General features: G+C 69.4%; 25 protein-coding genes. 16 read left to right on the forward strand and 9 right to left on the reverse strand.

The features are described 5' to 3' along the window. The first annotated feature begins 89 nt into the window (after positions 1 to 89). Genes murI through rdgB form a run of 4 tightly spaced genes read left to right on the forward strand, consistent with a single transcriptional unit; the run spans position 90 to position 3386 of the window. Positions 90 to 1106, forward strand: coding sequence for a glutamate racemase (gene murI, locus AC1DBX_RS05625; protein ID WP_476931247.1), 1017 nt, complete (start codon positions 90 to 92; stop codon positions 1104 to 1106). Continuing rightward, positions 1103 to 1900: an MBL fold metallo-hydrolase gene (locus AC1DBX_RS05630; RefSeq protein WP_223915988.1), complete on the forward strand. Its 798-nt coding sequence runs from the start codon at positions 1103 to 1105 to the stop codon at positions 1898 to 1900. The genes murI and AC1DBX_RS05630 overlap by 4 nt, the downstream gene beginning before the upstream one ends. A 53-nt stretch (positions 1901 to 1953) precedes the next feature. Next, entirely contained in the window at positions 1954 to 2712 is a 759-nt protein-coding gene (rph, locus tag AC1DBX_RS05635) for a ribonuclease PH (RefSeq protein ID WP_028276043.1), read from the forward strand. Then, the gene (rdgB, locus tag AC1DBX_RS05640) at positions 2709 to 3386 is read left to right on the forward strand and encodes an RdgB/HAM1 family non-canonical purine NTP pyrophosphatase (protein WP_476931248.1); all 678 of its coding nucleotides are present in this window, start codon (positions 2709 to 2711) and stop codon (positions 3384 to 3386) included. Before rph ends, rdgB begins: the two co-directional genes overlap by 4 nt. Before the next feature lie 127 nt (positions 3387 to 3513). Here the strand turns inward: rdgB and AC1DBX_RS05645 are convergent, their stop codons facing one another. After that, positions 3514 to 4281 carry a VTT domain-containing protein gene (locus tag AC1DBX_RS05645; RefSeq protein WP_476849009.1) on the reverse strand — a complete coding sequence of 256 codons (768 nt, stop codon included), beginning with the start codon at positions 4279 to 4281 and terminating at the stop codon, positions 3514 to 3516. A gap of 114 nt (positions 4282 to 4395) precedes the next feature. On the opposite strand from AC1DBX_RS05645, the gene AC1DBX_RS05650 reads away from it, so the two are divergent. Both AC1DBX_RS05650 and AC1DBX_RS05655 read left to right on the forward strand, forming a co-directional pair. After that, a complete protein-coding gene (locus tag AC1DBX_RS05650) occupies positions 4396 to 5412 on the forward strand; it encodes a 3'-5' exonuclease (RefSeq protein ID WP_476931249.1) in 1017 nt (338 codons plus the stop codon). A 170-nt stretch (positions 5413 to 5582) separates the two neighbouring features. Beyond that, positions 5583 to 6125, forward strand: a complete 543-nt coding sequence (locus AC1DBX_RS05655; protein WP_223916168.1) for a DUF4395 domain-containing protein — start codon at positions 5583 to 5585, stop codon at positions 6123 to 6125. Between the two features lie 324 nt (positions 6126 to 6449). Here the strand turns inward: AC1DBX_RS05655 and AC1DBX_RS05660 are convergent, their stop codons facing one another. Then, a complete protein-coding gene (locus AC1DBX_RS05660) occupies positions 6450 to 7628 on the reverse strand; it encodes an ADP-ribosylglycohydrolase family protein (protein ID WP_476931250.1) in 1179 nt (392 codons plus the stop codon). A 184-nt stretch (positions 7629 to 7812) separates the two neighbouring features. Between AC1DBX_RS05660 and AC1DBX_RS05665 the strand changes: the two genes are divergently transcribed. The 6 genes from AC1DBX_RS05665 to AC1DBX_RS05690 all read left to right on the forward strand — a co-directional run bounded on the left by AC1DBX_RS05665 (position 7813) and on the right by AC1DBX_RS05690 (position 15665). Beyond that, a complete protein-coding gene (locus AC1DBX_RS05665; RefSeq protein ID WP_018775740.1) occupies positions 7813 to 8169 on the forward strand; it encodes a YidH family protein in 357 nt (118 codons plus the stop codon). Further along, positions 8166 to 8507: a DUF202 domain-containing protein gene (locus tag AC1DBX_RS05670; RefSeq protein ID WP_476858817.1), complete on the forward strand. Its 342-nt coding sequence runs from the start codon at positions 8166 to 8168 to the stop codon at positions 8505 to 8507. Before AC1DBX_RS05665 ends, AC1DBX_RS05670 begins: the two co-directional genes overlap by 4 nt. A gap of 193 nt (positions 8508 to 8700) precedes the next feature. After that, entirely contained in the window at positions 8701 to 9693 is a 993-nt protein-coding gene (locus AC1DBX_RS05675) for an aquaporin (RefSeq protein WP_476931251.1), read from the forward strand. A gap of 82 nt (positions 9694 to 9775) precedes the next feature. Further along, positions 9776 to 10957 carry an exonuclease SbcCD subunit D gene (locus AC1DBX_RS05680; protein ID WP_476931252.1) on the forward strand — a complete coding sequence of 394 codons (1182 nt, stop codon included), beginning with the start codon at positions 9776 to 9778 and terminating at the stop codon, positions 10955 to 10957. Continuing rightward, the gene (locus tag AC1DBX_RS05685) at positions 10954 to 14052 is read left to right on the forward strand and encodes an AAA family ATPase (RefSeq protein ID WP_476931253.1); all 3099 of its coding nucleotides are present in this window, start codon (positions 10954 to 10956) and stop codon (positions 14050 to 14052) included. The genes AC1DBX_RS05680 and AC1DBX_RS05685 overlap by 4 nt, the downstream gene beginning before the upstream one ends. 188 nt (positions 14053 to 14240) lie before the next feature. After that, positions 14241 to 15665, forward strand: coding sequence for an MFS transporter (locus tag AC1DBX_RS05690; protein ID WP_476931254.1), 1425 nt, complete (start codon positions 14241 to 14243; stop codon positions 15663 to 15665). Positions 15666 to 15705: 40 nt separating this feature from the next. Here AC1DBX_RS05690 and AC1DBX_RS05695 read toward each other — a convergent pair whose 3' ends face one another. Beyond that, positions 15706 to 16422 (reverse strand): IclR family transcriptional regulator, encoded by a 717-nt coding sequence (locus AC1DBX_RS05695; RefSeq protein ID WP_476857501.1) that lies wholly within the window; start codon positions 16420 to 16422, stop codon positions 15706 to 15708. Positions 16423 to 16621: 199 nt separating this feature from the next. Here AC1DBX_RS05695 and AC1DBX_RS05700 point away from each other — a divergent pair, with 199 nt between their 5' ends. The 3 genes from AC1DBX_RS05700 to AC1DBX_RS05710 all read left to right on the forward strand — a co-directional run bounded on the left by AC1DBX_RS05700 (position 16622) and on the right by AC1DBX_RS05710 (position 20179). Continuing rightward, on the forward strand, positions 16622 to 17158 hold the full coding sequence (locus AC1DBX_RS05700; protein ID WP_476857500.1) for a flavin reductase family protein: 537 nt from the start codon (positions 16622 to 16624) through the stop codon (positions 17156 to 17158). A gap of 51 nt (positions 17159 to 17209) precedes the next feature. Beyond that, positions 17210 to 18664, forward strand: a complete 1455-nt coding sequence (gene hpaB, locus AC1DBX_RS05705) for a 4-hydroxyphenylacetate 3-monooxygenase, oxygenase component (protein WP_223915967.1) — start codon at positions 17210 to 17212, stop codon at positions 18662 to 18664. 159 nt (positions 18665 to 18823) lie between these two features. Then, positions 18824 to 20179 carry an MFS transporter gene (locus AC1DBX_RS05710; protein WP_476858811.1) on the forward strand — a complete coding sequence of 452 codons (1356 nt, stop codon included), beginning with the start codon at positions 18824 to 18826 and terminating at the stop codon, positions 20177 to 20179. A gap of 138 nt (positions 20180 to 20317) precedes the next feature. Here AC1DBX_RS05710 and AC1DBX_RS05715 read toward each other — a convergent pair whose 3' ends face one another. The 5 genes from AC1DBX_RS05715 to AC1DBX_RS05735 form a co-directional block, all read right to left on the reverse strand. Beyond that, positions 20318 to 21145: an alpha/beta fold hydrolase gene (locus AC1DBX_RS05715; protein ID WP_476848875.1), complete on the reverse strand. Its 828-nt coding sequence runs from the start codon at positions 21143 to 21145 to the stop codon at positions 20318 to 20320. A gap of 4 nt (positions 21146 to 21149) precedes the next feature. Continuing rightward, positions 21150 to 21479, reverse strand: coding sequence for a biotin/lipoyl-containing protein (locus AC1DBX_RS05720; RefSeq protein WP_018775751.1), 330 nt, complete (start codon positions 21477 to 21479; stop codon positions 21150 to 21152). Beyond that, on the reverse strand, positions 21472 to 22455 hold the full coding sequence (locus AC1DBX_RS05725) for an alpha-ketoacid dehydrogenase subunit beta (RefSeq protein WP_476871183.1): 984 nt from the start codon (positions 22453 to 22455) through the stop codon (positions 21472 to 21474). Before AC1DBX_RS05725 ends, AC1DBX_RS05720 begins: the two co-directional genes overlap by 8 nt. A gap of 115 nt (positions 22456 to 22570) precedes the next feature. Beyond that, positions 22571 to 23608 (reverse strand): thiamine pyrophosphate-dependent enzyme, encoded by a 1038-nt coding sequence (locus AC1DBX_RS05730; RefSeq protein ID WP_476858808.1) that lies wholly within the window; start codon positions 23606 to 23608, stop codon positions 22571 to 22573. 106 nt (positions 23609 to 23714) lie between these two features. Then, the gene (locus AC1DBX_RS05735) at positions 23715 to 25163 is read right to left on the reverse strand and encodes an amino acid permease (protein WP_476871091.1); all 1449 of its coding nucleotides are present in this window, start codon (positions 25161 to 25163) and stop codon (positions 23715 to 23717) included. 183 nt (positions 25164 to 25346) lie between these two features. On the opposite strand from AC1DBX_RS05735, the gene AC1DBX_RS05740 reads away from it, so the two are divergent. Further along, complete coding sequence (locus AC1DBX_RS05740) at positions 25347 to 25823, forward strand: Lrp/AsnC family transcriptional regulator (protein ID WP_028277521.1); 477 nt, start codon at positions 25347 to 25349, stop codon at positions 25821 to 25823. On the opposite strand, the gene AC1DBX_RS05745 is transcribed toward AC1DBX_RS05740, so the two are convergent. Then, complete coding sequence (locus AC1DBX_RS05745) at positions 25820 to 26479, reverse strand: maleylpyruvate isomerase N-terminal domain-containing protein (protein WP_476931255.1); 660 nt, start codon at positions 26477 to 26479, stop codon at positions 25820 to 25822. The genes AC1DBX_RS05740 and AC1DBX_RS05745 overlap by 4 nt on opposite strands. Positions 26480 to 26522 lie beyond the last annotated feature (43 nt).

Consider the following 26522-nt stretch of genomic DNA (forward strand, 5'->3'; position numbering starts at 1 on the left):
CGCCGGAAACCCGTGTGACCCATCAGACACGAGTTGCAGGACACAATGTGATGGCCGCGCCTGTAGTGAAGCCCTATCCTCGAATAATCATGACTTCAGCATCCAATACGGATCCGGCAGCGCCAGCTGCGGCGGAGACCGCAGCGGGCAGCGCCGGAAATGCCGGGCTGGCATCGCGCCCCATCGGCGTCTTCGACTCCGGCGTCGGCGGCCTCACGGTGGCCCGCTCGATCATCGACCAGCTGCCCAACGAATCCATCCTGTATGTCGGTGACACTGCGCACGGCCCCTACGGCCCCCTTCCCATCGCCGAAGTCCGGGCCAACGCACTCGGCGTCATGGACGAGCTCGTGGATTCCGGCGTGAAGCTGCTGACCATCGCCTGCAACTCCGCGTCCGCCGCCGTGCTGCGTGACGCCCGCGAACGGTACACGGCCCGGTACGGGATCCCCGTGATCGAAGTGATCCAGCCGGCCGTGCGGCGTGCCGTCGCGGCGACCCGGACGGGCCAGGTGGGCGTGATCGGGACCTCGGCCACGGTGGGCTCGCGCGCCTACGAGGACACCTTCGCCGCGGCCCCGGACCTGGAGATCACGTCCGTGGCCTGCCCGGCGTTCGTGCCGTACGTGGAGGCCGGGATTACCACCGGACCGGAACTGCTCGCCGTCGCCCGCGACTACCTGGCACCGCTCATTGCCGCCGGGGTGGACACCGTGGTGCTCGGCTGCACCCACTACCCGCTGCTCACCGGCGTGATCTCCTTCGTTATGGGCGAGGACGTCACGCTGGTTTCCAGCGCCGAGGAGACGGCCAAGGACGTCTACCGGGCTTTGGCCTCCCGGGGCCTGGAGCGCACGGACACCGCGGCGCCGGAGCACAATTTCATCGCCACCGGCGACGCCGCCCAGTTTGAGCACCTAGCCCGGCGCTTCCTGGGCCCCGAGGTCCTCAGTGTCCGCCACGTGGATCACGTCGCGGCGCAGTACCCCACCGGCAGCCTCGCCCGGATCACCCCGGACATGATCGCCGCCGCCCGGGCCGGCGCGGGCCGGCCGCGGATCTCCAACTTTGTCGGCGGATCCGCGGGCGGGGGACCACGGCTGTGAAGCTGACCATCGTGGGCTGTACCGGCTCCTTCCCGGGGCCGGGCTCGCCGGCGTCGTGCTATCTGCTGACCGCCAACGACGGCGAGCGGAATTGGAAGATCGTCCTGGACCTCGGCAGCGGGGCGCTCGGCGCCATCCAGCGCTACACGGACCTGGAGGACATTGACGCGATCTTCCTCACCCACCTGCACCCGGACCACTGCATGGACCTGTGCGGGCTCCATGTTGCCGTGCGTTGGAAGCCGGGCGGCTGGGGACGGGGCAGGATTCCGGTGTGGGGGCCTGCCGCGACGGCCGACCGGATGGCCACGGCCTACGGGCTGGACCTGGATCCGGGCATGCACGAGGAATTCGATTTCAGCAACTGGTCCGAGCGCAAGCCGGTCAGCGTCGGCCCGTTCACGGTGACGCCCTACGCGGTGAACCACCCCGTTGAGGAGGCCTACGCCCTCCGCGTGGAGGTCACCGAGCCCGCCAAGGACGGCACGCCCGTGACCCGCGTCCTGAGCTACTCCGGGGACACGGATTCCTGCGCGGGCCTGGAGGACGCCGCTCGCGACGCCGACCTTTTCCTGTGCGAGGCGGCGTTCGAGGAAGGCCGCGACGACGGGATCAAGGACGTGCACCTGACGGGCAAGCGGGCGGGGGAGGCCGCCGTCGCCGCCGGCGCGCGCCGGCTGTTGCTGACGCACATTCCCGTCTGGACGTCGCCGACCACTGTCATGGCCGAGGCCAAAGAGATCTTCGGCAAGGACGTGGCCGTCGCCGTCGCGGGTGTGCACTACACCGTCTAGCGCGCGCTGACCGCCCGCGCGGGCCGGGGCGGGTGAGTCGATAAGCTAAAGGCATGACTTCCCAAGCTCCCAGTGTCCCCGTCATCCGCGCCGACGGCCGTACCCCCGACCAGCTGCGCCCGATCAGCATCACGCGCGGCTGGTCCAAGCAGGCCGAGGGTTCGGCCCTGATCGAGTTCGGCAACACCCGGGTCCTGTGCACGGCTTCGCTGACCGAAGGCGTGCCGCGCTGGCTCAAGGGCGAGGGCCGCGGCTGGGTCACGGCCGAGTACGCCATGCTGCCCCGGGCCACGAACACCCGGTCCGACCGTGAGTCCGTCAAAGGCAAAATCGGCGGCCGCACCCACGAGATCTCCCGGCTGATCGGCCGCTCGCTGCGCTCCATCATCGACACCAAGGCCCTCGGCGAGATCACGATCGTGCTGGACTGCGATGTCCTGCAGGCCGACGGCGGCACCCGCACCGCGGCGATCACCGGCGCCTACGTGGCACTGGCCGACGCCATCCGGTTCGCCCGCGAGAAGAAGATGATCGCCCGCAACGCCCAGCCCCTGATCGACACGATCGCCGCGGTGTCCGTCGGCATCATCGACGGCGTCCCGATGCTCGACCTGCCCTACGTCGAAGACGTGCGCGCCGAGACCGACATGAACGTCGTGGTGACAGGCTCCGGCAAGTTCGTCGAAGTCCAGGGCACCGCCGAGGGCGCACCGTTCGACCGCGACGAGCTGAACAAGCTGCTGGACCTGGCGCTGCTGGGCACGGAGCAGCTCGCCGCGATCCAGCGCGACACCCTGGCGGAGGCCCCGTGACGGAGACGCCCGTCGCGGACCGGCTGGAAGCCGACGGCCCGGGCCCGCGGCTCGTCCTCGCCACCCACAACAAAGGCAAGCTCCGGGAACTGCGTGAGCTGCTCCGCGGCCAGGTTCCCGGGCTCGACGTCGACACGCAGGTGGTGGACGCCGGCGCCGTCGGTGCCCCCGACGTCGCCGAGACCGGCGTAACCTTCGCCGAAAACTCGCTGCTCAAGGCCCGGGCGGTGGCAGAGGCCACGGGGCTCGTGGCGATCGCCGACGACTCCGGGCTTTCTGTGGACGTCCTCGGCGGCGCGCCCGGGATTTTCTCGGCCCGCTGGTCCGGCCGGCACGGCGACGACGCCGCGAACCTGCAGTTGCTGCTCGCCCAGCTGGCCGACGTGCCGGACGAGTACCGCGGGGCCGCGTTCGTCTGCGCGGCAGCGCTGGCGGTCCCCGGGTCCTCGCCCGACGGCGGCCGGGAAGTCGTGGAATACGGGCAGCTGGAAGGGACACTCCTGCGGGAGCCGCGCGGGGAGGGTGGCTTCGGCTATGACCCCGTCCTGCAGCCGAACGGGCTGGACCGCAGCTGCGCCGAGCTCAGTTCCGAGGAGAAGAACGCCATCAGCCACCGGGGCCATGCGTTCCGGGCGCTCCTGCCGGCCATCGTCGAGGCCCTGGCCGGGAAGTAGCCGGCCCGGCCAGGCTCAGGACGAAGGAAGGCGCCCCACTCGGTGGGGCGCCTTCCTTGTTAACTGCTGCGTTCACTGCGGCACTGCATTTACTGGGGCGCTGCGCTGCATTTACTGCGGCGCTGCGCTACGGGGTCCGGCGTTCTTCTTCCGGCTCGTGCTCTTCGATGAATTCGTCTACGACGTCGGTGCCGTACTTCTCGGCCTGGCGCTTGGCGATCGTGCCGCGGACAACCTCGATGGCGATCGGGATCACGGAGACCAGCACGATGGCGATGAAGATGATGTCCAGGTTGTCCTTGACCCACGGGACCTTGTCCCCGAGCAGGTAACCCAGGAGCGTGACGCCGCCGCCCCACAGCACCGCGCCGATCACGTTGTAGGTGAAGAATTTGCGTTTGCTCATCTGCGCGACGCCCACGATCACCGGGACGAAGGTGCGGATGATCGGAACGAACCGGGCCAGGATCAGGGCCTTGCCGCCGTGCTTTTCGAAGAACGCATGCGCACTATCCACGTTTTCACGCTTGAACAGCTTGGAGTTGGGCCTGTTGAACAGGGCAGGTCCCGCCTTGGACCCGATCAGGTAGCCCACCTGGTTGCCGATGATCGCGGCGACGATGATGAGCGCGGTCAGGACCCAGATGTTGACCTGGATGGTGCCGGTGGCCACGAGCAGCCCGGCAGTGAACAGCATGGAGTCCCCAGGCAGGAAGAAGCCGATCAGCAGCCCGGTTTCGGCAAAGATGATGCCGCAGACCAGCAGGACAACCCACGGCGCGAAGGCCGGATTCGCCAGGAAAACCTGCGGGTTGAGCCAGTCCGGCAGGAAGGAGGCCAGGTGCGGCTGGACGGGGCCGGCGCCGCCAAGGGCGGACACGGCGAGGTCGCTCATTGCTAGTACGTTCACCTGTTAAGGGTACTTGACGGCAGGCTGCAGGCCCGGGGGCCAAGCCCCGGGGGCCGGTCCGGTGCGGGAGGGTACGTCCGCGGGCGGTAAAGTTGGGCCGTGACTTTGGACTTTACGGCGATCGACTTTGAGACCGCGAACGGCTTCCGCGGTTCACCGTGCGCTGTTGGCCTGAGCAAGGTCCGTGGCGGCGTCGTCGTAGAGGAAGCCTCCTGGCTCATGCGGCCACCGGAAAACCATGACACATTTGATCCCCACAACGTCCGGATCCACGGCATCCGGCCGGATCAGGTGGCGGGACTGCCCCGGTTCGGGGAGCTGTTCCCGGAGATCGGCGCGTTCATCGGCGGCGACGTGCTCGCGGCCCACAATGCAGGGTTCGATCTCGGTGTGATCCGCTCCGGCCTGGAGGTGTCCGGGCTGTCCGGACCGGCCTACGACTACGTCTGCACGGTGATATTGTCCCGGCGCTGCTACTCCCTGGTGTCCAATTCGCTGCCCTACGCCGCCGAGGAGGCCGGGGTCCCGCTGCTCAACCACCACGATGCCGCCGAGGACGCCCGGGCCTGTGCCGGCATCCTGATCGACATCGCGGCCCGCAACGGGGCAGCAAGCATCGCGGAACTGTACCTGTCCCTCGGCCTGACGGTGTCCCACCAGCCGGCGTTCGACCCCCGGCGCGACCCGCTGTCCAAGGCCACCGTGGCCGCCATGGAGGCGCTCGCGGGGGGAACCGCCGGCTCGCCCCCGGGCCGGCGCTTCGTGGCCGGGTGGCCGGAGGAAGGCCTCAACCCGGCCCCCAACGCCGCCGCCAGCCCTGACCACCCGCTGTTCGGCCAGACCGTGGTGTTCACCGGCGAACTGGCAATTCCCCGCCCCGAAGCAAAGGTCCGTTCCGCGGAGCTTGGCGCCAGGCCTGAAAGCCGGGTGACGGCCCGTACTACCGTTCTGGTGGTGGGCGACGGGTTTGTGGCCGCGGACCTGCGCTCCGGCCGGTTGACCGGCAAGGCGCGCCGCGTCCTGGAACTGCACGAACGCGGGCAACGGATCGAGGTCCTGTCCGAGGGCGAATTCCTCCAGATGGTCGGCGGACATCTGGCTGCCGCACCTGCCTGACCCGGTCCTGGCTGCCGGGTCCTTTCTGCCCGGGTCCTGCCTGACCCGGCAGTCACACGGCGCAACAATCATTCCTCCCACTGCGCGCCCGCTCGTAGCCTTGGCGGATGAGCAAACCCACGGATGCACAGGCCCCCACGGCGCCGGCCAAGTCAGCGCCGCCGGCGTCAATGCCGGCGGACTCGGCGTCGTCGGCGCCCGCGAAGTCAGCACCGGCGACGCGCGGAATTGACTGGCATCGGGTGTTCGCGTTTCCGAACCCGGTGAATGAGTACGCCGCCCGCATCACCGCAGCCCTGGTGGTGGCGCTGTCCGCCGTGACCCTGCTGACCGGTTTCGGCTGGGGGCTCGCCGTCATCGCGGCCGGTTTCTGGCTGCGCGTGCTGTTCGGTCCCCGGATCTCGCCCCTGGCCCAGCTCTCGGTCAAGGTCCTGACGCCCTGGCTTGGGCGGACCCGTCTCGTTCCCGGTCCGCCCAAGCGGTTCGCCCAGGGCATCGGCGCTGCCGTGTCGACGGCGTCGGCGGTGCTGCTGGCCGCCGGCCTCGCACCGGCGGCGTGGGTGCTGCTCGCCGTGCTGATCGCCGCCGCGTCCCTTGAGGCGTTCGCCGGGTTCTGCCTCGGCTGCACCATTTTCGGCTTCCTGCAGCGCCGCGGGCTCATCCCCGAGGACGTCTGCGAAGCCTGCAACAACATCTCGCTCCGCGGCGCCTAGGACTCGGGGCGCTTAGGTCCGGAGCACCGGGGCTCCGCCGAAGCGGCCGGGTTCCGCCGAGGCGGCCGCCAGGGACGGACATGGCCTCCGGAGGCTCGGACGGGTGGACATAGTGGCAATATGTCCAGTCGCCGCCGCCGGAGATGGGCATGTCCTGAGGATGCCGCGGCCAGGGATGGACATGTCCTTCGCAGCGGGGAGGTACGGGGCATGTCCCGCGGACAGGCCGGGCCGCTGCTTCCAAGCGGAGCCGGCTGCACTGCGCAAATGCCGGAGACTCGACGCCTGGCGTGCAGGGGCCCGGCTGACAGTTGCCCGCCGAAGCTATGAGCCAGTGACGGCGGCCAGCTTCGAGGCCATGCCCCGGATGACCTCCGGCGCCTGAAGGGCCGCCAGCCAGTCTGCCGGCAGGCACCGCTCGCCGTAGAACGCGCCCAGGATGTTCCCGGCGATCGACGCCGTCGAATCGCTGTCCCCGCTGTGGTTCACCGCCACCGCGATCGCGGCACGGAAGTGGGCCTGGGCAGCGGCCTGGGCGGGATCGGCCTCGGCAGCGCCGGCGTCCGCCGTCCCCGTTCCTGTCCCCGGGGCTGTGGCCAGCACGGCGTACAGCGCGACGGCAAGGGCTTCCTCGGCCACCCACCCCTCGCCGAGTTCGCCGACCAGGCCCTCGGGGCTGAGCACGTCTCCGCCGGGCAGGTCTCCGGCCAACCGCAGGGCCGCCTCCAGCCGTGCCACCACCTCCGGATCCGGATTTTCTCCCTTGCGCAGGATGCCGCCGAGCAGCTGCTCGAGGGCCGATTCCGCCGCTTCGCGCAGCCCGTGGCCGGAGGACAGGGCATGGATGAGAAGGCTGAAAACTCCGGCGCTCTGCCGTGCCGCGGGGTGGCCGTGCGTCAGGGACGCGGCATCGGCGCTGAGCTTATAGACCGTTTCCGCTTCGAGGTGGGGGATCAGGCCGAAGGGCGCCGACCGCATCACGGTGCCGCAGCCCTTCGAATCCGGATTGACCGGCCGCTTCACGGTACCCATCTCGCCCGTGGCGAGTCCGCTCAGGCACGCGTTGCCGGGTGAGCGCCGGCTCTTCAGGACATCCTGGGCATCGATCCAGCGCGGCGGCTGGAACGGGGCCGACGCCGGCACGGCGACGCCCTGGGTGGCCAGCCAGCGCAGGTACGCGAGCCACAGGCACGCGTTGATGTCCGCCGCCACGCCGTCGTTGGCCCATTCCAGCGCCTCGAGGAGGCCGTCGGCGGTGTACAGCGTCATTTGCGTGTCGTCCGAAAACGGGCTGCCGGCGTCGAGCGCGGAAAAATCCTGCAGGCCTGCGGGGCCGAACCGGGCCCGGATGGCGGAAATGCTGTCGAACTCGACGGCGTAGCCCAGCGCATCTCCGAGCGCGCCGCCCAGTAGGCAGCCGTGGATGCGCGAGCCGTGGGCAGGGGAGTGCGGCTGGCCGGGTGTTGGGGCGGGTGCGGGGCTGGTCCCGGGCTCGGTGCTCATGCCCTCAAATTTACCCGGCGCTGCACCGCACCCCGCAATGCCGGCGCCCGCCGGGGACTTAGCGCCGCCGCCTGGGGGCCGGGCGGCGGCGGATGCGGAAGGCCGGTAGGGTGCTGGTAGGACCCGTCCAGCGGTCAGACGAGGCAAACGCCGGCGCCGTACCGCCGGGCAGCGGAGGAAACGAATGCGCGAACCAGCGTGGCGGAAGACCGGGACCACCCCCGACTACAGGTTCTCCCTGGCCAACGAGCGGACGTTCCTGGCCTGGATCCGCACGTCCCTGGCCCTGATTGCCGGAGCCCTTGCGATCGACCAGCTGGCCCCGGAGATCGCGCCCGGACCCGTGCGGATCGTGTTGTGCGTCATCCTCGCGTTCCTGGGCGCTGGCCTGGCCGCCCTGTCCTACCACCGGTGGGGGCTCATGGAGGCTGCCATGCGGAACAACAGGGAGCTGCCGTTCTCCGGAGTGATGCTGGTGATGACCATCGGCGTCGCGGCTGCGGCCCTGGTGTTCGCGGTCCTGATCCTGGTGGCGCGGTGAGGCCAGTTGCGGCCAGGGACCCCGGGCTGCAGCCCGAGCGGACCTCCCTGGCCTGGCGCCGGACGTTGCTGGCCCTCATCGTGGCGGACCTGTTGGTCTGGCGCAGCTGGGCGCTCGCAGGATCCCGGGGCGGCGTTGTAGGTCCCGTTGATTTCCTTGGCATCTGCGCGCTGGCCGCCATGGCCGCGACGCTGGTCCTGGGTGTGTGCGTGCTGGTCCGCGGGCGCGAGCTCCGGCGGTCCAACGCTGCGCCGCCGGCGCCGTTGCTGCGCTGGGCCGCCGCCGCCGTCGTGGTCCTGGCCGCCAGCGCCGTAGCCGCGGTGGCCCTGGGGCACTGAACTGAGGCACTGAGCCGCGGGCCGGAACGGGCACCCAGCCGGAATCCAGCCAACATCCAGATTGCGCTGGCAGACTGCTGGCGGACCCATTCTCCCAGGCGGCCGAGGCCGCCCCGGACCACGAACCCGGCGGCGGTCCAGCGACGCCGCAACTGCAGCCCCTGGGCGCGCCGCCAGCAAAGGAATCCTGACCATGACCCTGCTTGTGCCAGCCCCAGACTCCGTTGAGGTCCAGCCACCGGCCGCCAGCGACGTCCCGCCCCGGCCCGGGCTCGTGGCCCGGCTGTCCGCCGAGGCCCTGGGGACCCTGATCGTCGTGGTTGCGGGCCTGGGCGTGCCGCTCTTCACCATTCCGCAGTCGAGCCCGCTGCCCGCCGCCCTGGCCGCCGGCCTGGCCCTGACGGCGGCGATGCTCGCCGTCGGTTACGTCTCCGGCGGCCACTTCAACCCTGCCCTCACCGTGGGCAACGCCATCGCCGGCCGGATCCGGCTTGCCCACGCCGCCGCCTACATCGGCGCGCAGCTGGTGGGCGCCGTGCTCGGGGCCGTCGCCCTGTACGGCGTCCTGCGCACCGTGCCGACCATCAACGACTCCCAGGGCGCATTCGCGACCGTGGCCGCCGGATTCGGCGAGCACTCGATCATCCAGGTGCCCATGGCAGGCGTCCTGCTCGTGGAGGTCCTCGGCACGGCACTGCTCGTGGCCATCTTCCTTGCCACGACCGCCCGCCGGAATCCGGCCAGGGCGGCTGCGCCCTTCGCGGTCGGCCTGACGACGGCGATGCTCCTGCAGTTGGGCCAGGCCCTCGGCAATGTGCCGTTCAACCCGGCCCGGGCAACGGCGGCGGCCATCTTCAGCGGCCCGGACGCGCTCGGGCAGCTGTGGCTCTTCTGGGTGGCACCGGTGGTCGGTGCGGCCATCGCCGGGCTGGTTTTCCGCGGCTTCGTGCAGTCGGCCGGGACCAGTGGACAGGCCAGTGACGCTGCCACTGCCGCGGTCACCGCCCAGCCCGCCGACCAGCCTACCGCCCAGCCCGACGGAAAGCTCACGGAAGCCGATGTGGATGGCGCCGATTTCGATGACGCTGGGCTGGCCGACGTCACGGCCACCACCGCTTCTGCTTCGGCCGTCCCCGCCGGCAACGACGAGGCCCGCAGCTTCTTCGACCGCAAGGGCGGGAAGTAGCCACTGCTGACCACTTTTAACCTCTGTCACACCTCCGGGGTGGTGGCGCAAGAGTGTCGGTGGCAGCCGATACCGTAGGAATATGCGGTTATTGCACACCTCCGACTGGCACTTGGGCCGGTCCTTCCACGGCATCGGCATGCTGGATGCCCAGCGCGCCTTCATCGACCAGCTCGTGGCGTTTGTCCGGGAAGAGAGCGTCGACGTCGTCCTCATCGCCGGGGACGTCTATGACCGCGCATTGCCGGGCGTCGACGTCGTCGGCTTGCTGGATGACGCCCTGGTGCGCCTCACCGGGGCCGGCGCCGAAGTTGTGTTGACCAGCGGCAACCATGATTCCGCTATCAGGCTGGGGTTCGCGTCGCGGCTGCTCGAGCGCGGTGGAGTGCATTTGCGCACACGGCTGAATGAACTGGACGTTCCCGTGCTCTTTCCGCTCGGGGACGATGCCGGGAATGGGGCAGCGCCGGTGCTCGCCATCTACGGGATCCCCTGGCTGGAGCCCCGGCTCGTCGCCGAGCAGCTGGGCGTCGAGACCGCGAGCCACTTCGAGGTCACCCGCGCCGCCACCGAACGGATCCGTGCCGACGTGCGGCAGCGGAGTCAGACCCGGACCGTCCATTCGGTGGTCCTGGCGCACACCTTCGCCAGCGGCGGCATCAGCTCCGACAGCGAACGGGATCTGAGCATCGGCGGCGTCGGCGCGGTCCCGCTGGATCTCTTCGACGGCTTTGGCTACACCGCACTGGGCCACCTGCACGGCAGGCAGGAGCTCTCGCCGGCAGTGCGCTACTCCGGCTCGCCGCTCGCGTATTCGTTCTCGGAGGCGAAGCACAGGAAGGGCAGCTGGCTCGTGGAGGTCGACGCCGAGGGGATCGGCGGCGTGCGCGAAGTGCTCTGGGACGCGCCCCGGACCCTCGCCGTGCTCCGCGGGAAGCTGGATGACCTACTGGAGTCGGAGGACTTCGCGTGGGCCGAGACCGCCTACTGCCAGATCACGCTGACGGACGAGGCCCGCCCGGCCCAGGCGATGGACCGACTGCGGGCACGGTTCCCCGACACCCTGGTGCTCGGCTTCGATCCCGATGGTCCCGGCGCGGCGCCCAAAGCCAGCTACAGCAGCCGGCTGGCCGAAGCCGGGGACGACCTCTCGGTCTGCTGCGGATTCCTCGAGCACGTCCGGGGCAGGCCGGCTTCCGACGCCGAAGCCGCAGTCCTCGCCGAGGCGCTCGACGCCGTACGCCTGGAAGGAGTGTCCCTGTGAGGATCCACCGCCTGGAGATTTCCGCGTTTGGCCCGTTTGCCGGCACGGAGCGGATCGACTTCGACCGCCTGAGCGCACACGGGCTCTTCCTGCTGAACGGCGCCACCGGCGCGGGCAAGACCAGCGTCCTGGACGCCATCTGTTTCGCCCTCTACGGATCGGTTCCCGGGGCCCGCCAGGACGGAAAGCGGCTGCGCAGCGACCACGCGGCGGCCGCCGCCGAACCGCGCGTCACCTGCGAATTCTCGGCCAAGGGCCGGCACTTCGAAGTCTCCCGCACGCCCGCGTGGGACAAGCCGAGTGCCCGGGGCCGGAACGGCTTCACGGTCCAGCAGGCCAACACGCTGCTGCGCGAACGCATCGACGGCGCGTGGGTGGAGAAATCGGGCCGGAATGATGAGGCCGGCGCCGAGATCACCGACGTCCTGGGCATGAACCGGGACCAGTTCACGCGCGTGGTCATGTTGCCGCAGGGGGACTTCGCGGCGTTCCTGCGCTCCAAGGCATCCGACCGTCTGGAGCTGCTGCAGAGCCTGTTCGGCACCCAGCGCTTTGAAGCCGTGGAACAGGAACTGTCCCGGCAGGCGCAGACCGCCAAGGCCGAGGTCGCCAACCTCAACGCGAAGCTGGACCTGCTGCTGGCACAGGCGGAGTCCGAAACAGCTGCGCTCGAACTCGACCCCGACGGCGCCCCCGGCCGGGACGAGCCCGATGCCCTGTTGGCCTGGCTCGACGCCGCCGCGGCAGCCGCCGCGGAGGGCCGGCGCAGCGCTGCCGCGGGAGCCGAGAAGCAGGCCGACGATCAGGCGTCCCTGTTGGAGGCGGCGAACGCGCGGGCCAACCGCCACGCCAAACTCGCCGCCGCGGAACAGCGGCGGATCGACGCCGACGCCGCCGCCCCCGTCCTGGCGGGCAAGGCCGTCACACTGGGCCTGCACCGCCAGGCCGAAATGCTCGGCGGCCAGTTGCAGGCGGTCGAAAGCGCCGCGGCAGCCGAGGACCTGGCAGGAACGGCCCTGCTGGAGGCCGCGCGGCAGCTGCGGTCCGCGGCCGCCACAGACCCGGAGCTCGCCGGGCAGGACGTCCTCGACGCCGGCGCCCCCACCGCCGACGACGACGATGCCGACCTCGTCCGGGCGGGTAAATCCGTCATGTTGGACAGCGCGGCCGTCCGCGGAACCCTCGCCCGGCTGCGGTCCCTGCACGCCGTGCTCACCGAACGCCTGCCCGACGAAGCCCGGTTCCTCGGGCTGACCCAGCGCGGCAGCCGGCTGCGCCTGCAACTGCAGGAGCTGGAAAAAGGACGGCTGGCCGGTGCCGCCGCACTGGACACCCTGCGCACTGAGTCGGCGGCCCTGTCCGCCGGCATCCGCCCCCTCGAGGAGCTGGCCGCGGAAGTCCAGTTGCGCACCAAGGAGGCGACGGCAGCGGACGAACTCGTGACCATCGTTGGCCGCTTCCTCGCCGCCGAGGCCGAGTGCGCGGCAATCTCCGGACAGCACGCCGCGGCCCTCAGCACGCACCAGGACCGGAGGCAGCACTGGCTGGACCTCCGTGAGCAACGGCTCACCAACGCCGCCGCCGAGCTCGCCACCCAGCTCCTGGCCGGGGTCCCATGTCCTGTCTGCGGCAGCCCTGAGCACCCGGCACCTGCCCCAGCGGCAGCCTCCGCCTTGGCCGTCGCCGAGGCCGAGAAAACCGCGCAACTGGCCAGCGACACGGCAGAAGAAGCCGTCGCCGCCCTAGGTCGTGAGCTCGCCGAGGCCCAACAGAACGTCGCCGTCCTGGCCGCCCAGGGCGGCAACACACCTGCCGGGGAAGCCCGTGAGGAGGCAGCCTTGGCCCGGGAACGGGCTGATGACGCCGTCCGCGCTGCCACGGACCTTGCTGCGAGCCGGGCCCGGATGGCAGAACTCGAAGCGGTGATCGCCGACGCAGAGCGGGCGCAGGCCGACGCCGCCTCCGGCATCGTGCAGACGCAATCGACGATCGCCGAAATCGACGAACAGGCACAGGCCCTCGAAGCCACCCTGGACAAGCTGCGCGCCGGCCACGCGACCCTCGAACAGCGGATCGCCGCCCTGACGGCAACCACGGCGGTCCTGGAGCACGCCGACGCCGCACACTCGGCCCACGAACAGGCCGCCGCCCGCACCGCGGAGGCACGCCGGCACCTTGAAGTGGCCCTTCCCGGAGCCGGTTTCAGCACCGAAACCGCGGCGCGGGAAGCGCTGCTGCCAACGCCGGTGGCCACAAGCCTTGAAACGGCCATCCGGGCCGGACAGGACGAGGCCGCCAGGATCCAGGAACTGTTCGCCGGAGAGGACCTGGCCCTGGCGGCAGCCGAGCGGGCCGCCGGGGACATCGTCAGCGACGCCGCCCTCGAGGAGCTCAGGACGGAATCGGCGGCGGCTGAACGCAAAGCCCGGGAAGCCGTGCTTGCGGCCGGGCTGGCGGAAAACTCGCTCCGGATACTCGGGCGCATCGCCGGTGACTACGCGGACCTCGCTGCCGCCGGCAGGGAACCGCGGGACCGGGCCGCGATGCTCACCGCCGTCGCCGACGCGGCCAAGGGCGGCGGAGACAACACCTATCGCATGAGCCTGAACAGCTATGTCCTCGCCGCCCGGCTCGAGCAGGTGGCCGTCGCTGCCTCCGAACGCCTGATCGGTATGAGCGATGGCCGCTACACGCTGCAGCACACCGACGCCAAGGCAGCACGCGGCGCGAAGTCCGGCCTTGGCCTGGAGGTCGTGGACGAGTGGACCGGCCAACGCCGGGACACCGCCACCCTCTCCGGCGGCGAGTCCTTTATGGCCTCACTGGCGCTGGCCCTTGGGCTGGCGGACGTCGTGCAGCAGGAGTCCGGTGGCGTGGACATCGAGACCCTCTTCGTGGACGAGGGCTTCGGCAGCCTCGACGAACAGGCGCTGGAACAAGTCATGGACGCCCTGGAAAGCCTCCGCGACGGCGGCCGGGTGGTGGGGCTCGTGAGCCACGTCGCCGAAATGAAGCAGCGCATCGGCACCCAGCTCCAGGTGGTCAAGGGCCGCAGCGGCTCCACCCTGCACATCAGCGACGACACCCGGGCCTGAGCCGGACCCAGAGTGGGCCCTGGGACCGGTCCCGGGGCCCACTCTGGGACCGGTCCCGGGGTCTGGTCCCAGGGCCGGCGTCCCGGGATCGGGTATCATTGGTCTGTTACCGGGTCGCGCGCATCGGGAGGAGGGACGATGCGCAGTATTTAGCGAACCCGGAAACCATGAACCCTTCACCGTCTTCTTTGGTGTCTACTCTTGACGCCCCACTGCCGCCGACCTACGCGCTGCCGGCCGCTTCAATTTCGACCGACGCTCTGCCTGCCCCGTCGCCCGCAAAGGGCGGCCGCTACGCGCAGCTGCCGTTGCTCGCCGGCCGCAGCTTCATCCCCCTCGGGCTCTTCGCCCGCCTGCCGCTTGCCATGCTGACGGTCGGCGCCCTGACACTCGTCACCGCCGTCACGGGCTCGTACGCCGTGGGCGGCGCCGCGGCCGGCGCCGTCGGCATCGGTTCCGCACTCGGTGCCCCCGTCCTCGGCGTCCTCGCCGACCGGCTCGGCCAGCGCGGTGTCCTGCTCGTATCCGCCATCGCCAACACCGTGGCCATCGTTGCCCTGATCCTCACGGCCTACCTCATCCCCGGGGTCCACGACCTTGCCGCCGCGGTGCCCGTGCTGGCCGCGGCCTTCGTGGCCGGGGTGAGCTGCCCGCAGGTCGGTCCGCTGGCCCGCGTCCGCTGGATGGCGCTGACCTCCCGGACGGCCGGCTCCGGAACCCGTGCGGCCGGAAACTCCGCGGACCTGGACACCGCCCTTTCCTATGAGAGCACCGCGGACGAGCTCACCTTCGTGCTCGGCCCCGCACTCGTCGGAATCCTCGCGAGCCTGCTCGCGCCGTGGCTGCCGCTGGCCCTCGCCGCGGCACTGACCGTGGTCCTCGTACCCGGCTTCGCCGTCCACCCCACGCACCTCGCGGTGGTCCGCACAACGAAACGCCGGCCCGCCGGTCCGGCCGCAGGCCACGCGGCCGGCCCGGCGCCCACGACGGCGGGGGACAACCACGGGGAAACCCGCACGGCAGCCCGGCGGGTCAAAACCTTCGCCGCCGTCGCCCTCCCCGTGCTGGCGATGGTGTGCATGGGCACGTTCTTCGGCTCCACCCAGACAGCCCTGAGCTCTTTCTCCGCCAGCTTCGCCACCTCCGAACTCGCGGGCCTGCTCTACGCCGTCATGGGACTGAGCTCTGCCGCGGCCGCCCTCTCGGTCGCGTACTGGCCCCGGCGCTTCACGGTGAACGCCCGCTGGATTGCCTGCGCGGCTCTGATGGCCGGCTTCGCATCACTGCTGTTGCTGCCCTCGACGGCGCTGCCCATGGTCCTTGTACTGCTGGTCCTGGGCCTGCCCGTTGGTCCGCTCATGGTCACTGTCTTCGCGATCGGCGGCCTCGTGGCCCCGGCCGGAAAGCTCGGCACGGTCATGACAGCCCTGGCCAGCGGCATTGTGGCCGGCACGGCACTCGGATCCTCCATCGCCGGACAGCTGGCGCAGAACTTCGGGTATTCGACGGCCTTCCTGGTTCCGGTGTGCGCCGCCACGGCGCTGTTCCTGCTCGGAACGGCAGCCGCCGTCGTACTCCGGCAACGCGGGAAGAAGACGGCCGCGGCCGCATAGACCCCGACGGGACGGCGCTGCTGCGGGACGGGGCGCGGGCTTAGCCCAGCTGCGCCTCGATGCGACGCGCCGCGTCGGTCAGGGCCGCTGCGACCTCGTCCGGATCCTGCGCGGCGCGGATATAGACGACGGCGAGGGCGGCCGGACGCCCGCCCGGCACACGCAGCGGCACCGCAATCGAGGACACGCCGGGGATCACCTCGTCATGGCTGGCGGCATAGCCGCGGTGCCGGGCCTCGGCCGCCTCGGACCGGTACGGGATGCCCGGGACCAGGGCCCGCCACTCCTGCTCCGGGAAGGCTGACTGGATCGCAATGCCCGGCGCTCCTGCGCTGATGGGGTGCCGCGACCCCGGGTGCTGCACCACCGCGGCGCCGCTGTGCCGCGGATCCACGGTCACCAGCGTCACGCACTCCTCCCGGTCCCAGACCGCCACGAAGGCGCTCATGGTCAGGGTGTTGGCCAGCTGGGTCAGTTCCGGCAACGCCGCCGACTGCAGGTTCCGGGAGACCCCGCGGGCCAGGACCGCGAGGCCCGGGCCGGGCTGGACGCGGCCGCCATCGTCACGTACCAGCAGCGAGTGGTCCTCGAGCGTGCGCAGAATCCTGTAGGCCACGGAGCGGTGGACGCCCATGGCGTCGGCGAGTTCGGCAATGGTCAGCGGCTGCTGGGCCTCGGCGAGGATCTCCAGCGCCCTGATACCGCGGGACAGCGTCTGGGACGGGGAAGCCTGGGCGGTGCCGGCATTCGGGGTCATGGGGTCCATCCTAGGTGCGGGGTTACTGGACGCCGGGCTCGCCGGGCTACCCTTGTGTTCCGGCTCATGGTCAGCTAGCGTTCTATATGGGAACTGTTTGTTCGATTATAGAACACAATACAGAACTCGACTATAGAACACGGCTGATCCAAAGCACACCCACACCACGGTCGGGAAACGCAACGAACGCAAGGGATCAATGATGATTGCCACGCCGCGCGGCCACGCCGGGGGCGCCCAGGGCCCCCTGTCGGTACCGCGGGCCAACCACTTCCGGGGCAGCCTCGGCAGGTTTGCCACCGGCGTCGCGATCGTGACCTTCGACGGGGCCACGAAACGCCACGGCATCACCGTGAACTCCTTCACCTCGGTCTCGATGGACCCTCCGCTGGTGCTGGTGAGCATCGCCCGCACGGCCAGGGCCCACGACGAGCTCGCCGGCCGGCCCTTCACCGTGAATATCCTTGGCGCCGAGCAGCGGTACCTGGCCATGCACTTCGCCGGCAGGCCCGGCCCCGAGCCGCTGTGGGTGGAGGGGAAGACCGCGCCGCGGCTGTCCAATGTCCTCGCCTATTTCGAATGCAAGCCGTGGGCGGCGTACGACGGCGGCGACCACACCCTTTATATCGGCGAGGTGGTGGACTTCAACTACCGCAACGGCGATGCCTTGGCCTTCGCCAACAGCACCTTTACCACCATCCCGGAAAGCCAGCTGGGCATGGAGGATCTGCTCTAGCGCCACATTCCTTCCCGGCAATTCAGCTCAACGACGACTGGAGGACGACCAATGGGTATCCGTACCGGACGGCAGTACCTGGACAAGCTCAATGCCATGACGCCGCACGTGGTGATCGACGGCGAGGTGGTGAGCGAGAAGATCGCCGAGCACCCGGCCTTCCGCAATGTGGCCCGCTCCTACGCCAGGCTCTTCGACATGCAGCATGATCCGCAGTACCAGGAGGCGCTCACTTACGCCTCACCCAGCACCGGGGACCTGGTCAGCGCCTCCTTCCTGGTGCCGAAGACCGTCGAGGACCTCCAGCGGCGGCGCCGCGCCATCTCCACCTGGGCCGAGTCCTCCAACGGCTTCCTTGGCCGCTCCGGGGACTATATGAACTCCGCGCTGACCGCGCTGGGCACGGCGGGGAAGTGGTTCGCGCAGGCGGATCCGAAGTTTGGCGAGAACATCCGCAACTACTACGAGTGGGCCCGGGAAAACGACGTGCTCGCCACCCACACCCTCATCCCACCGCAGGTCAACCGGTCCGTCTCCGGGTCGGAGCAGCTCGGCGGCCAGCTCTCGGCCCGGATCGTGGAGGAGCGCGGGGACGGGATCGTCATCCAGGGCGCGCGCATGCTCGCCACCATCGCCCCGATCGCCGACGAACTGCTCGTGTTTCCGTCCACGGTCCTGCGGGGCACCCCGGAGGACGCCCCCTACTCTTACGCGTTCGCCATCCCCAACGACGCCCCGGGCCTGCGCTACCTCTGCCGCACCTCGCTGTACAACGGCGGCAGCACCCACGACGAGCCGCTGGCCTCCCGCTATGAGGAAATGGACGCCGTCGCGGTTTTTGACCACGTCTTCGTGCCCAACGAGCGCATCTTCATGCTGGGCCACCCGCAGCTGTGCAACAGTTTCTACACCGAGACCGGGGCCGGCGCGCTCATGACCCACCAGGTGGTCACCCGCACGATCGCCAAGAGCGAGTTCTACCTGGGCCTGGCCTCGGAACTGGCCGAATCGATCGGCATCGACGGATTCCAGCACATCCAGGAGGACATCGCAGAGCTGATTATCGACGTCGAAATCGGCAAGGCCCTGGTCCGCGCGTCCGAGGCCGACGCCGGGCTCAACGACGCCGGCGTCATGCTGCCGAAGTGGTCCACCCTGAACGCCGCCCGCAACTGGTACCCGAAGATCGCCCAGCGCTTCCCGCAGATCATCCGGAAGTTCTCGGCGTCGGGCCTCATGGCCCTGCCGGGGGAGGCGGACGTCAACAGCGAGGCCCGGGAGGACATCGAGCTGTACCTGCAGGGCAAGACCCTGACCGGCCCCGAGCGGGTCCGGCTGTTCAAACTGGCCTTCGACGCCTCGATCTCCGGGTTCTCCGGGCGCCAGTCGCTCTACGAGTACTTCTTCTTCGGAGACCCCGTCCGCATGGCCGGCGCCCTGGTCAACACCTACGACCGCGAGCCGGTCCGGGCCAGGGTCCGCGAGCTGCTCAACCGCACCGACTGACCCGCGGAAGACACTTTCCGGGAACATGTGTGCCTTATCACATCTTTCGTAGTAGTATTCAGGATACTAACTGACCGTTCGATCAGTAATTCATGAGGCATCAGTTATCCACTTCGCACCCACCCGGGCAGTACCTCTGCCCCCAGCAACGGAGTTCCAATGACCGTAACTTCATCCGTAGATTCCGAGGCGGGTCCCAGCAGCAAACACGAGGAACGCAAGGTCCTCGCCGGGACACTGGTCGGCACCACCATCGAGTGGTACGACTTCTTTATTTTTGCCCAGCTGACAGCAACGCTGCTGTCGCCGCTGTTCCTGGCCCCGCTGAACGCCTCCAACCCTGGCCTGGCGCAGATCCTGTCCTTCGCCCTGATCGGCATCAGCTTCCTCTTCCGCCCGCTCGGCGCGATCGTCGCCGGCCACCTCGGCGACCGCCTCGGCCGCAAGGCCATGCTGGTCTTCACCCTGATCATGATGGGCGCCGCCACGGCCCTGATCGGCATGCTGCCCACCTATGCGCAGATCGGCGTCTGGGCCCCGATCCTCCTGATCCTGCTCCGCGTCATCCAGGGCTTCTCCGCCGGCGGTGAATGGGGCGGCGCCGCCCTGATGGCCGTGGAGCACGCTCCCAAGAGCAGGCGCGGCCTGTTCGGCGCCTACCCGCAGATCGGCGTTCCGGTCGGCATGATCCTCGCGACCGGCCTGCTGTACTTCCTCAACACGTCCATGTCCAAGGAAGACTTCGCATCCTGGGGCTGGCGTGTGCCGTTCCTGCTCTCCATCGTGCTGATCGTGGTCGGCTACCTGATCCGCCGGGCAGTCGCTGAGAGCCCCGTCTTCAAGGAGATGCAGGACCGCAAGGAAGAAAGCAAGGCGCCCCTGGGCGAGCTGCTCCGCAAGCACAAGAAGGCTGTCCTCTATTCGACGATGATCTTCATCGGCAACAACGCTGCCGGCTACCTGCTGATTGCCTTCTTCATCTCCTACGCCACCAAGACGCTGAAGATGCCCACCCCGCAGATCCTGCTCGCCACGACGCTGGCTTCCTTCGGCTGGCTGATCTTCACCCTGGTCGGCGGCTGGCTCTCGGACAAGATCGGCCGCGTCAAGACGTTCCTGATCGGCTACGGCATTGTCTTTGCCTGGATGATCCCGATGTTCGCCCTCATCGACACCAAGAACATTGTGCTCTACGGCGTCGCGCTGTTCGTCCTCACGGTCGGCCTGGGCCTGTCCTACGGCCCCATGTCCGCCATGTACGCCGAGATGTTCCCGCCGGAGGTGCGCTACTCGGGCATCTCGATCGGCTACGCCTTCGGTGCGATCCTCGGCGGCGCGTTCGCGGCCACCATCGCGGAAGTCCTCCTGCAGGGCACCCACTGGACCGGCTCCATCGGCATCTACATCATGATCCTCTGCGTCATCTCCGCCGTCGGCGTCCTGTTGGCCGGGGAAACGAAGGGCCGCCCGCTCGGCGTCGCGCACCACGCGCCGGCCGAAGCCGCAAAGCACTAGCAACCAGGCAAGCACGAGGGGCGCGGACCGCAAGGTCCGAGCCCCTCTGGGTTAAAGAGCAACGCGGGGTCACTGCGCGCCCATCCAGATCATTCGGATGGGCCGTAAGTGACCCCGCGTCGCTTTTGTGAGGCGGGTTTAGACGCCCAGGAAGCTGATGGCGCCTTGCTTGAAGGCGCGGCTGGTGATGGCGTTGGTGTGGTTGCGGCCCGGCAGCACGAGCTGTTCGACCATGCCGCCGGCCTTGGCGCCCAGGGCGGCGAGTTCCGGCATGGTGGCGGCCCGGTCGTCGTTTTCCCCCGCCACGAGGAGCATCGGCATGTGGGGGACCGCTTCGGCGGGGTCATACGGCTCGGTCTTGATTGCCTCGACCAGGGACAGCAGCGCGAAGATGTTGTTGCTGGGCAGCAGCATGGCCATTTTCAGCAGCCCGGCGGTCGACTCGTCCGCGATCGGCGTGCCGTCGGCCAGGTACCGCTGCGCGGCGATCAGGTCGAAGTCCGCCAGGGGGTCGGCGACGTTCGGGCCGCCCAGGACCAGCCGGTGCACCAGCTCGTGCTGCGTGGCCCCGAACTCCCAGGCGAGCCGGGACCCCAGCGAATAGCCGATCACGTCGAGCCCGCTGGACGGGTCCCCGTCGCGCAGCGGCCGCGCGCCGGCGTCGAAGACTATCTGCAGCAGGTCCGCACGGATCCGGCTGGGGGAGTAGGAGTCCATGTCCTCCGGGGCGCCGCTGCGGCCGTGGCCGGGCAGGTCCACGGTGATGACGCGCCGGCCGGCTTCCAGGAGCGCGGTGAGCCAGCCGCTGTCTTCCCAGTTGAGCTTGGAGGAGGAGGAGAAGCCGTGCAGCAGCAGGACGGGACGGAACCCGGCGTCGTTCTGGGGCTCATGCACCTGCACGTACAGCTGGGGGTCGGTGCCCTCAACGGTGTGCGAATGCTGCTCGCCGGTGTGTCTGCCGCTCATGCTCTCAGTCCTCATCAAGTACGGCGCTCAGGCGGACCCGGCGCTTAGGTGCCTCTTCCTTCGGGACCGTGCCCACGATGCCGGCGGTGTTGTCCGGCACCTCAAACACAATCAGGGGCTCGCCGACATTGATCTTGTCGCCGGGCCCGCCGTAGATACGCACTACCTTACCTGCCTGCGGGCTGGGCAATTCAACGGCCGACTTGGTGGTTTCGACCTCCACGAGCGGCTGGTTGCGCTCCACCTGCTCGCCCGGGGAAACCAGCCATTCCAGCACGGTGGCCTCGATCAGGCCCTCGCCGAGATCCGGGAGCGGGAAGGAAATTTCAGCCACGTTTGTACTCCAATACTCGCTGGATGCCGAAGAGGATCCGGTCAATGTTCGGGATGTATTCATCTTCCAGGTCGCCCGAGGGGTACGGGACGTCGAAGCCGGTGATGCGCTCCACCGGCGCCCTGAGGGTGTCGAAGCAGCTTTGCGTGATCAGCTGCGCCACTTCGGCGCCGAGGCCGGAGGTCAGCGGCGCCTCGTGGACGACGACGGCGCGGCGCGTCTTGCGCACGGAGGCGGCGAGGGCCTCGGCGTCGATCGGCTTGAGCCAGCGCAGGTCCAGGACCTCGATATCGATCCCGTCCTCGGCCGCGAGCTCCGCCACCTGCAGGCAGCGGGCCACCATGGCGCCCCAGGCGACCAGCGTGAGGTGGCGGCCTTCGCGCATCACCTTGGCGCCGGTGGGGGAGCCGCCGTCTGCATCGCAGTGCGCAAGGTCCACCTCACCCTTCTGCCAGTACCTCGACTTGGGCTCCATGAAGATCACCGGGTCCGGCCGCGTGGCAGCGTACTTGAGCAGGTGGTAGGCCTCATGCGGGTTCGACGGCGAGACCACCTTCAGGCCCGGTACGTGGGCGAAGAGCGCCTCCAGGCTTTCGCCGTGGTGTTCGGGGGCGCGGATGCCGCCGAAGCTGGGCACCCGCAGGGTGATGGGCATCGGCATGGTGCCCCGGCTGCGGTAGTTCATCCGGGCGATCTGGCAGACGATCTGGTTGATGGCAGGGTAGGCGAAGCCGTCGAACTGGACCTCGGGAATGGGGTGGAACCCGGCCATCGCCAGGCCCACGGACATGCCCAGGATGCCGGATTCCGCCAGCGGGGTGTCAAAGACGCGCTGCGCGCCGTGCCTGGCCTGCAGGCCGTCGGTGATGCGGAAGACGCCGCCGAGCCGGCCGCAGTCCTCGCCGAAGATGACGGCTTTGGGGTTGTCCGCGAGGACCTCGTCGAGGGCGCGGTTGAGTGCTTGCTGCATCGACATCACCGTGGTGGCGGGCTCGCTTCCTGCCGGGTTGGTGACAGTGTCGTCGCCGGTGTTGTCGGCAGTGTTGTCGGCAGTGTTGTCGCCTGCGGCGTCTACGTTTTCGAGAATCGAGTTAGACATGTTCGGACTCCTCGCGCCAGTTGGCGGCCTGGGCCTGCAGGGCAGGGGTGGTTTCCTGGAAGACCAGGTCAAACATTTCGGTGCCGGGCCGGGAGCCCAGGGCCTGGATGCCGGTACGGATCTGCTCCTCTTCGGCCTTGGCCGCGGCCAGCGCTTCGGCGAAGAACGCCTCGTCGGCGATGCCATCGGCCAGCAGCCGCTGCCGCAGCCGTTCGAGCGGGTCGGTGCCGGCGCTGTCGCGTTCCTCGTCGAGGGAGCGGTAGCGGCCCGGGTCATCGGACGTGGAGTGCGGGCCGCGGCGGTACGTCATGGCCTCGATGAGCACGGGGCCGTTGCCGGCGCGGGCGTGGGCGAAGGCGCGGCGGGTCGCCTCGAGGACCGCGACGACGTCGTCGCCGTCGATCTTCAGCGCGGGCATGCCGTAACCGGCGGCGCGGGCGGCGACGGAGCCGCCGGCCACCTGCCGTTCGGTGGGGACCGAGATGGCCCAGCCGTTGTTCTGGACGAAGAACACGACGGGCGCCTTCATCACGGCGGCGAAGTTCATCGCCTCGTGCACGTCGCCCTGGGAGGAGGCGCCGTCGCCGAAGTACGTCATTGCGACGCCGTCCTTTTTGTCCAGCGTCTGGCCGTGGGCCCAGCCGACGGCGTGCAGGACGGATCCGGCAACTACCGCCTGGATCGGGGCCAGCCGGGATTCCAGCGGGTTGTACAGGCCGCCGTGCCACGTGGCCTTGTGGGTGGACATGTAGGCCACCATGTCCACCCCCATGGTCCGGGCAACGCCCATTTCGCGGTAGGTGGGGAAGACGAAGTCCCGGGTGGTGTCCACGGCGTAGCCGCTGCCCACCTGGGCCGCTTCCTGGCCGAGTTCGGGGGCGTAGCCGGGGATGATGCCCTGCCGCTGCCAGGCGATGGCCGAGGTGTCGAGGTGCCGGACGGCCACCATGAGCGAATAGAGCTCGCGGAGTTCATCGGCTGTGAGCGGCCCGGCAGCGCTGCCGGAAGCCACGGGGAGAAGTGTGTCCATGCCTGTGACCCTAGTCACCGGCGGCGGGGTGGGCAATCAGCCTAGGCTGGGGTGCCCAGACTGCACACTTATGCCGCCCCGCGCGCCGGTGAGCTTGGCAATTTGTCTAGCGGCTGGGCTGTTCCGCCTGGTCGGCTTTTGCGCCGGCGCCGGCGCCGGCGCCGGCGGCGGCGGCGTTGCGGTTCCGGGTGATCCGGGCGCCGGTCCAGCACGCCACGGCGATGCCGGCCACCAGTACCAGGGTGCTGACCAGCTGCTTGCTGCTCTCCGGGCTGCTGAAGCCGACGGCGAAGATCAGTGCCAGGAGCACGAGCCCGAAGATCGTCAGCCCGGGGAAGCCCTTCATCCGCAGCGGCAGCGCCGTGCCGTCGCGGTCTGCCCGGCGGCGCAGGATCAGCTGGGACACCAGGGCCGAGCCCCACACAACGAGGCAGGTGGAACCGACCAGCTGGAACAGCGCCGGCAGGATCTGGTCGGGGAAGAGCAGTTCCAGGACGGCGGCCAGGAAGCCGAAGGCCACGGAGACGCTCACCGCCACGACCGGGACCCGGGCCGTGTTGAGCCTGGAGAGGAACTTGGGGGCTTCGCCGCGCTCAGAGAGCGAGTAGACCATGCGGGACGCGCCGTAGAGGTTGGCGTTCAGGGCGGACAGCAGCGCGATAACGGCGACCAGGGTGATCGCGGCGCCGGCGCCGGGGATCCGGGCGACGTCGAGGACGCCGGCGAAGGGGGACTTCAGGGCCGCGGAGGTTGAGGGAAGGACGGCCGCGATGACGAATACCGAGCCGATGTAGAACACGAGGATCCGCCAGACGACGGTGCGGATCGCCTGGGCGACGCTGCGCTCCGGGTTTTCCGTCTCGGCCGCGGCCACGCTGACAATCTCGGTGCCGCCGAAGGCGAAGATGACGACGAAGAGTGCGGTTGCGATGCCGCCCAGGCCAGCCGGGGCGAAGCCGGATGTGAAGTTGCCGAGGCCAGGAGACGGGACGTCCGGCAGCAAGCCCAGCAGCAGGGCCCCGCCGATGGCCAAGAATATCACGATCGCAGCCACTTTGAGGATGGCGAACCAGAATTCGAACTCGCCGAAGTTCTTTACGCCCGCCAGGTTGATGGCGGTGAACAGGGCCATGAAGATCAGGGACAGTGCCCAGACGGGGATCACCGGCCACACCGTGAACAGGAGCCCGGCCGCGCCGAGGGCCTCGGCGGCGATGACCACCACGAGCTGCAGCCACCAGAGCCAGCCGACGGTGGCGCCCGCGGTCTTGCCCATGGCCTTTTGCGTGTACACGGAGAAGGCGCCGCTGTTGGGATTGGCCGCGGCCATCTCTCCGAGCGCCCACATCACCAGGATGATCAGGGTTCCGGCGACGAGGTAGGAGATCAGCACGGCCGGTCCCGCCGCCTGGATTCCTGCCCCCGAGCCGAGGAACAGGCCGGCGCCTATCGCGCTGCCCAGTCCCATCATGGTCAGCTGGCGTGGTTTCATGCTGTGCCCCAGGCTCGGGGCGGGAACCGCGGTGGGTAGCGTCGCGGTGGACTTCATCGTCATGGCGAACCTTCGTGTGGTTTGGATCTTTGCGTCCTTATGGGACCTATTGAATTTACCGGATTTGGGCCCGGCCCCCGGCCGCCGGGGCGCCTCCGCCGTGAGAGCATGGTGGCAGTTTGCTAACTGAATCGGGGCATTGGTGGCTGTTTGTCCGGCCCGGTCCCGCTTGGGAAGGAAGAATCAGTGGACGTTGATCCGCTTGATGCAAAGATTGTCCGATTTTTCACGGATTCCCCCCGGGCCTCGGTCCTGGAGGCCTCCCGGGTGCTCAAGGTTGCCCGCGCCACGGTGCAGTCGCGCCTGGACCGGATGCAGGACGCCGGCGTGATTGGCTCATGGGTGCCCCAGCCCGATCCGGCGCACTTTGGCTACCCCGTGGTGGCTTTCTGCTCCCTCACGATCAACCAGGACCTCGGGCACGACGCCGTCGTGGAAGCCCTGGCGCGGATCCCCGAGCTGATCGAGATCCATACCGTCTCCGGGAGCTCGGACCTCATGGCCCGGATAGCCGCCCGCTCCAATTCGGACCTCCAGCGCGTCCTCGATGCCATGATCGCCACCCGATCGGTCCTGCGCTCGTCCTCCGTGATCGTGCTCAATACGCACTTCCAGGGCCGCACCCTGCCGCTGCTGGAAGCCGCGGCCGCCGGCACGGGCTAGAGGACACTCAGGTTTTCGGGCAGGCCGGTCCGGCCGGTGAGCAAGAGCAGCAAATCACCGGCGGACGGCAACCGGGAGCCGATGGCTCCGGCGAGCTCCAGGGAGGCCGCGACCGCCGGGGCCAAGGCGGCGGGCGGCGGCAGGCCCAGGGCGCGCGCCAGATCCAGGGTGTGCACGGCCAGCTCGAAGGTCCGGGTCGGCAGGTAGTCGATGAGCGTCATTACTCCGGCCGGGGTGGCCACCAGGGCATCGTCGGGCGTGTTCCTGACGAGGGCCGTGACGCGTTGGACAAGCTCCCGCACGGCAGCGGCAGGGTCCTCGCCCAGCGCCTCCCCGGTTTCCCTGCCCCGCTGCGCAATCGCGGCGGGGGAGGTGGCGCCCCGGACGCCCAGGAAGTATTCCACCGGACCCGGCACCCGCGCCCCGGCGGCCGGGGTGGCGAGGTAGGTTTCCACGGTTGTCAGGGCGCGGCTCGTGTGGCCGGTCAGCGCCCGGACATCCCATTCACCCAGTGCCGGCCGCGACCACGCCTGGTGCGGTACCTGCCCGGCGAGCTCCATGAATGCCTGGGCCGCTCCCGCGTATCGGGCCCTGACCGCCTCTGCGCCCGCTGCCTCTGCGCCCGTACCCTCCGGGTCCATGACTTCTCCGTCCATAGCCTCGATTAATACCGGTGCCGGCACCCGCGGACAAGCCCGG

The organism is Arthrobacter sp. 10N44_2, from assembly GCF_056394385.1.

Excerpts from the sequence above, each read along its gene's own strand:
- murI (WP_476931247.1), top strand. The coding sequence starts at position 90 with ATGACTTCAGCATCCAATACGGATCCGGCAGCGCCAGCTGCGGCGGAG.
- rph (WP_028276043.1), top strand. The coding sequence starts at position 1,954 with ATGACTTCCCAAGCTCCCAGTGTCCCCGTCATCCGCGCCGACGGCCGT.
- AC1DBX_RS05645 (WP_476849009.1), bottom strand. The coding sequence starts at position 4,281 with ATGAGCGACCTCGCCGTGTCCGCCCTTGGCGGCGCCGGCCCCGTCCAG.
- AC1DBX_RS05655 (WP_223916168.1), top strand. The coding sequence starts at position 5,583 with ATGCCGGCGGACTCGGCGTCGTCGGCGCCCGCGAAGTCAGCACCGGCG.
- AC1DBX_RS05660 (WP_476931250.1), bottom strand. The coding sequence starts at position 7,628 with ATGAGCACCGAGCCCGGGACCAGCCCCGCACCCGCCCCAACACCCGGC.
- AC1DBX_RS05665 (WP_018775740.1), top strand. The coding sequence starts at position 7,813 with ATGCGCGAACCAGCGTGGCGGAAGACCGGGACCACCCCCGACTACAGG.
- AC1DBX_RS05675 (WP_476931251.1), top strand. The coding sequence starts at position 8,701 with ATGACCCTGCTTGTGCCAGCCCCAGACTCCGTTGAGGTCCAGCCACCG.
- AC1DBX_RS05680 (WP_476931252.1), top strand. The coding sequence starts at position 9,776 with ATGCGGTTATTGCACACCTCCGACTGGCACTTGGGCCGGTCCTTCCAC.
- AC1DBX_RS05695 (WP_476857501.1), bottom strand. The coding sequence starts at position 16,422 with ATGACCCCGAATGCCGGCACCGCCCAGGCTTCCCCGTCCCAGACGCTG.
- AC1DBX_RS05700 (WP_476857500.1), top strand. The coding sequence starts at position 16,622 with ATGATGATTGCCACGCCGCGCGGCCACGCCGGGGGCGCCCAGGGCCCC.
- hpaB (WP_223915967.1), top strand. The coding sequence starts at position 17,210 with ATGGGTATCCGTACCGGACGGCAGTACCTGGACAAGCTCAATGCCATG.
- AC1DBX_RS05710 (WP_476858811.1), top strand. The coding sequence starts at position 18,824 with ATGACCGTAACTTCATCCGTAGATTCCGAGGCGGGTCCCAGCAGCAAA.
- AC1DBX_RS05715 (WP_476848875.1), bottom strand. The coding sequence starts at position 21,145 with ATGAGCGGCAGACACACCGGCGAGCAGCATTCGCACACCGTTGAGGGC.
- AC1DBX_RS05725 (WP_476871183.1), bottom strand. The coding sequence starts at position 22,455 with ATGTCGATGCAGCAAGCACTCAACCGCGCCCTCGACGAGGTCCTCGCG.
- AC1DBX_RS05730 (WP_476858808.1), bottom strand. The coding sequence starts at position 23,608 with ATGGACACACTTCTCCCCGTGGCTTCCGGCAGCGCTGCCGGGCCGCTC.
- AC1DBX_RS05735 (WP_476871091.1), bottom strand. The coding sequence starts at position 25,163 with ATGACGATGAAGTCCACCGCGACGCTACCCACCGCGGTTCCCGCCCCG.
- AC1DBX_RS05745 (WP_476931255.1), bottom strand. The coding sequence starts at position 26,479 with ATGGACGGAGAAGTCATGGACCCGGAGGGTACGGGCGCAGAGGCAGCG.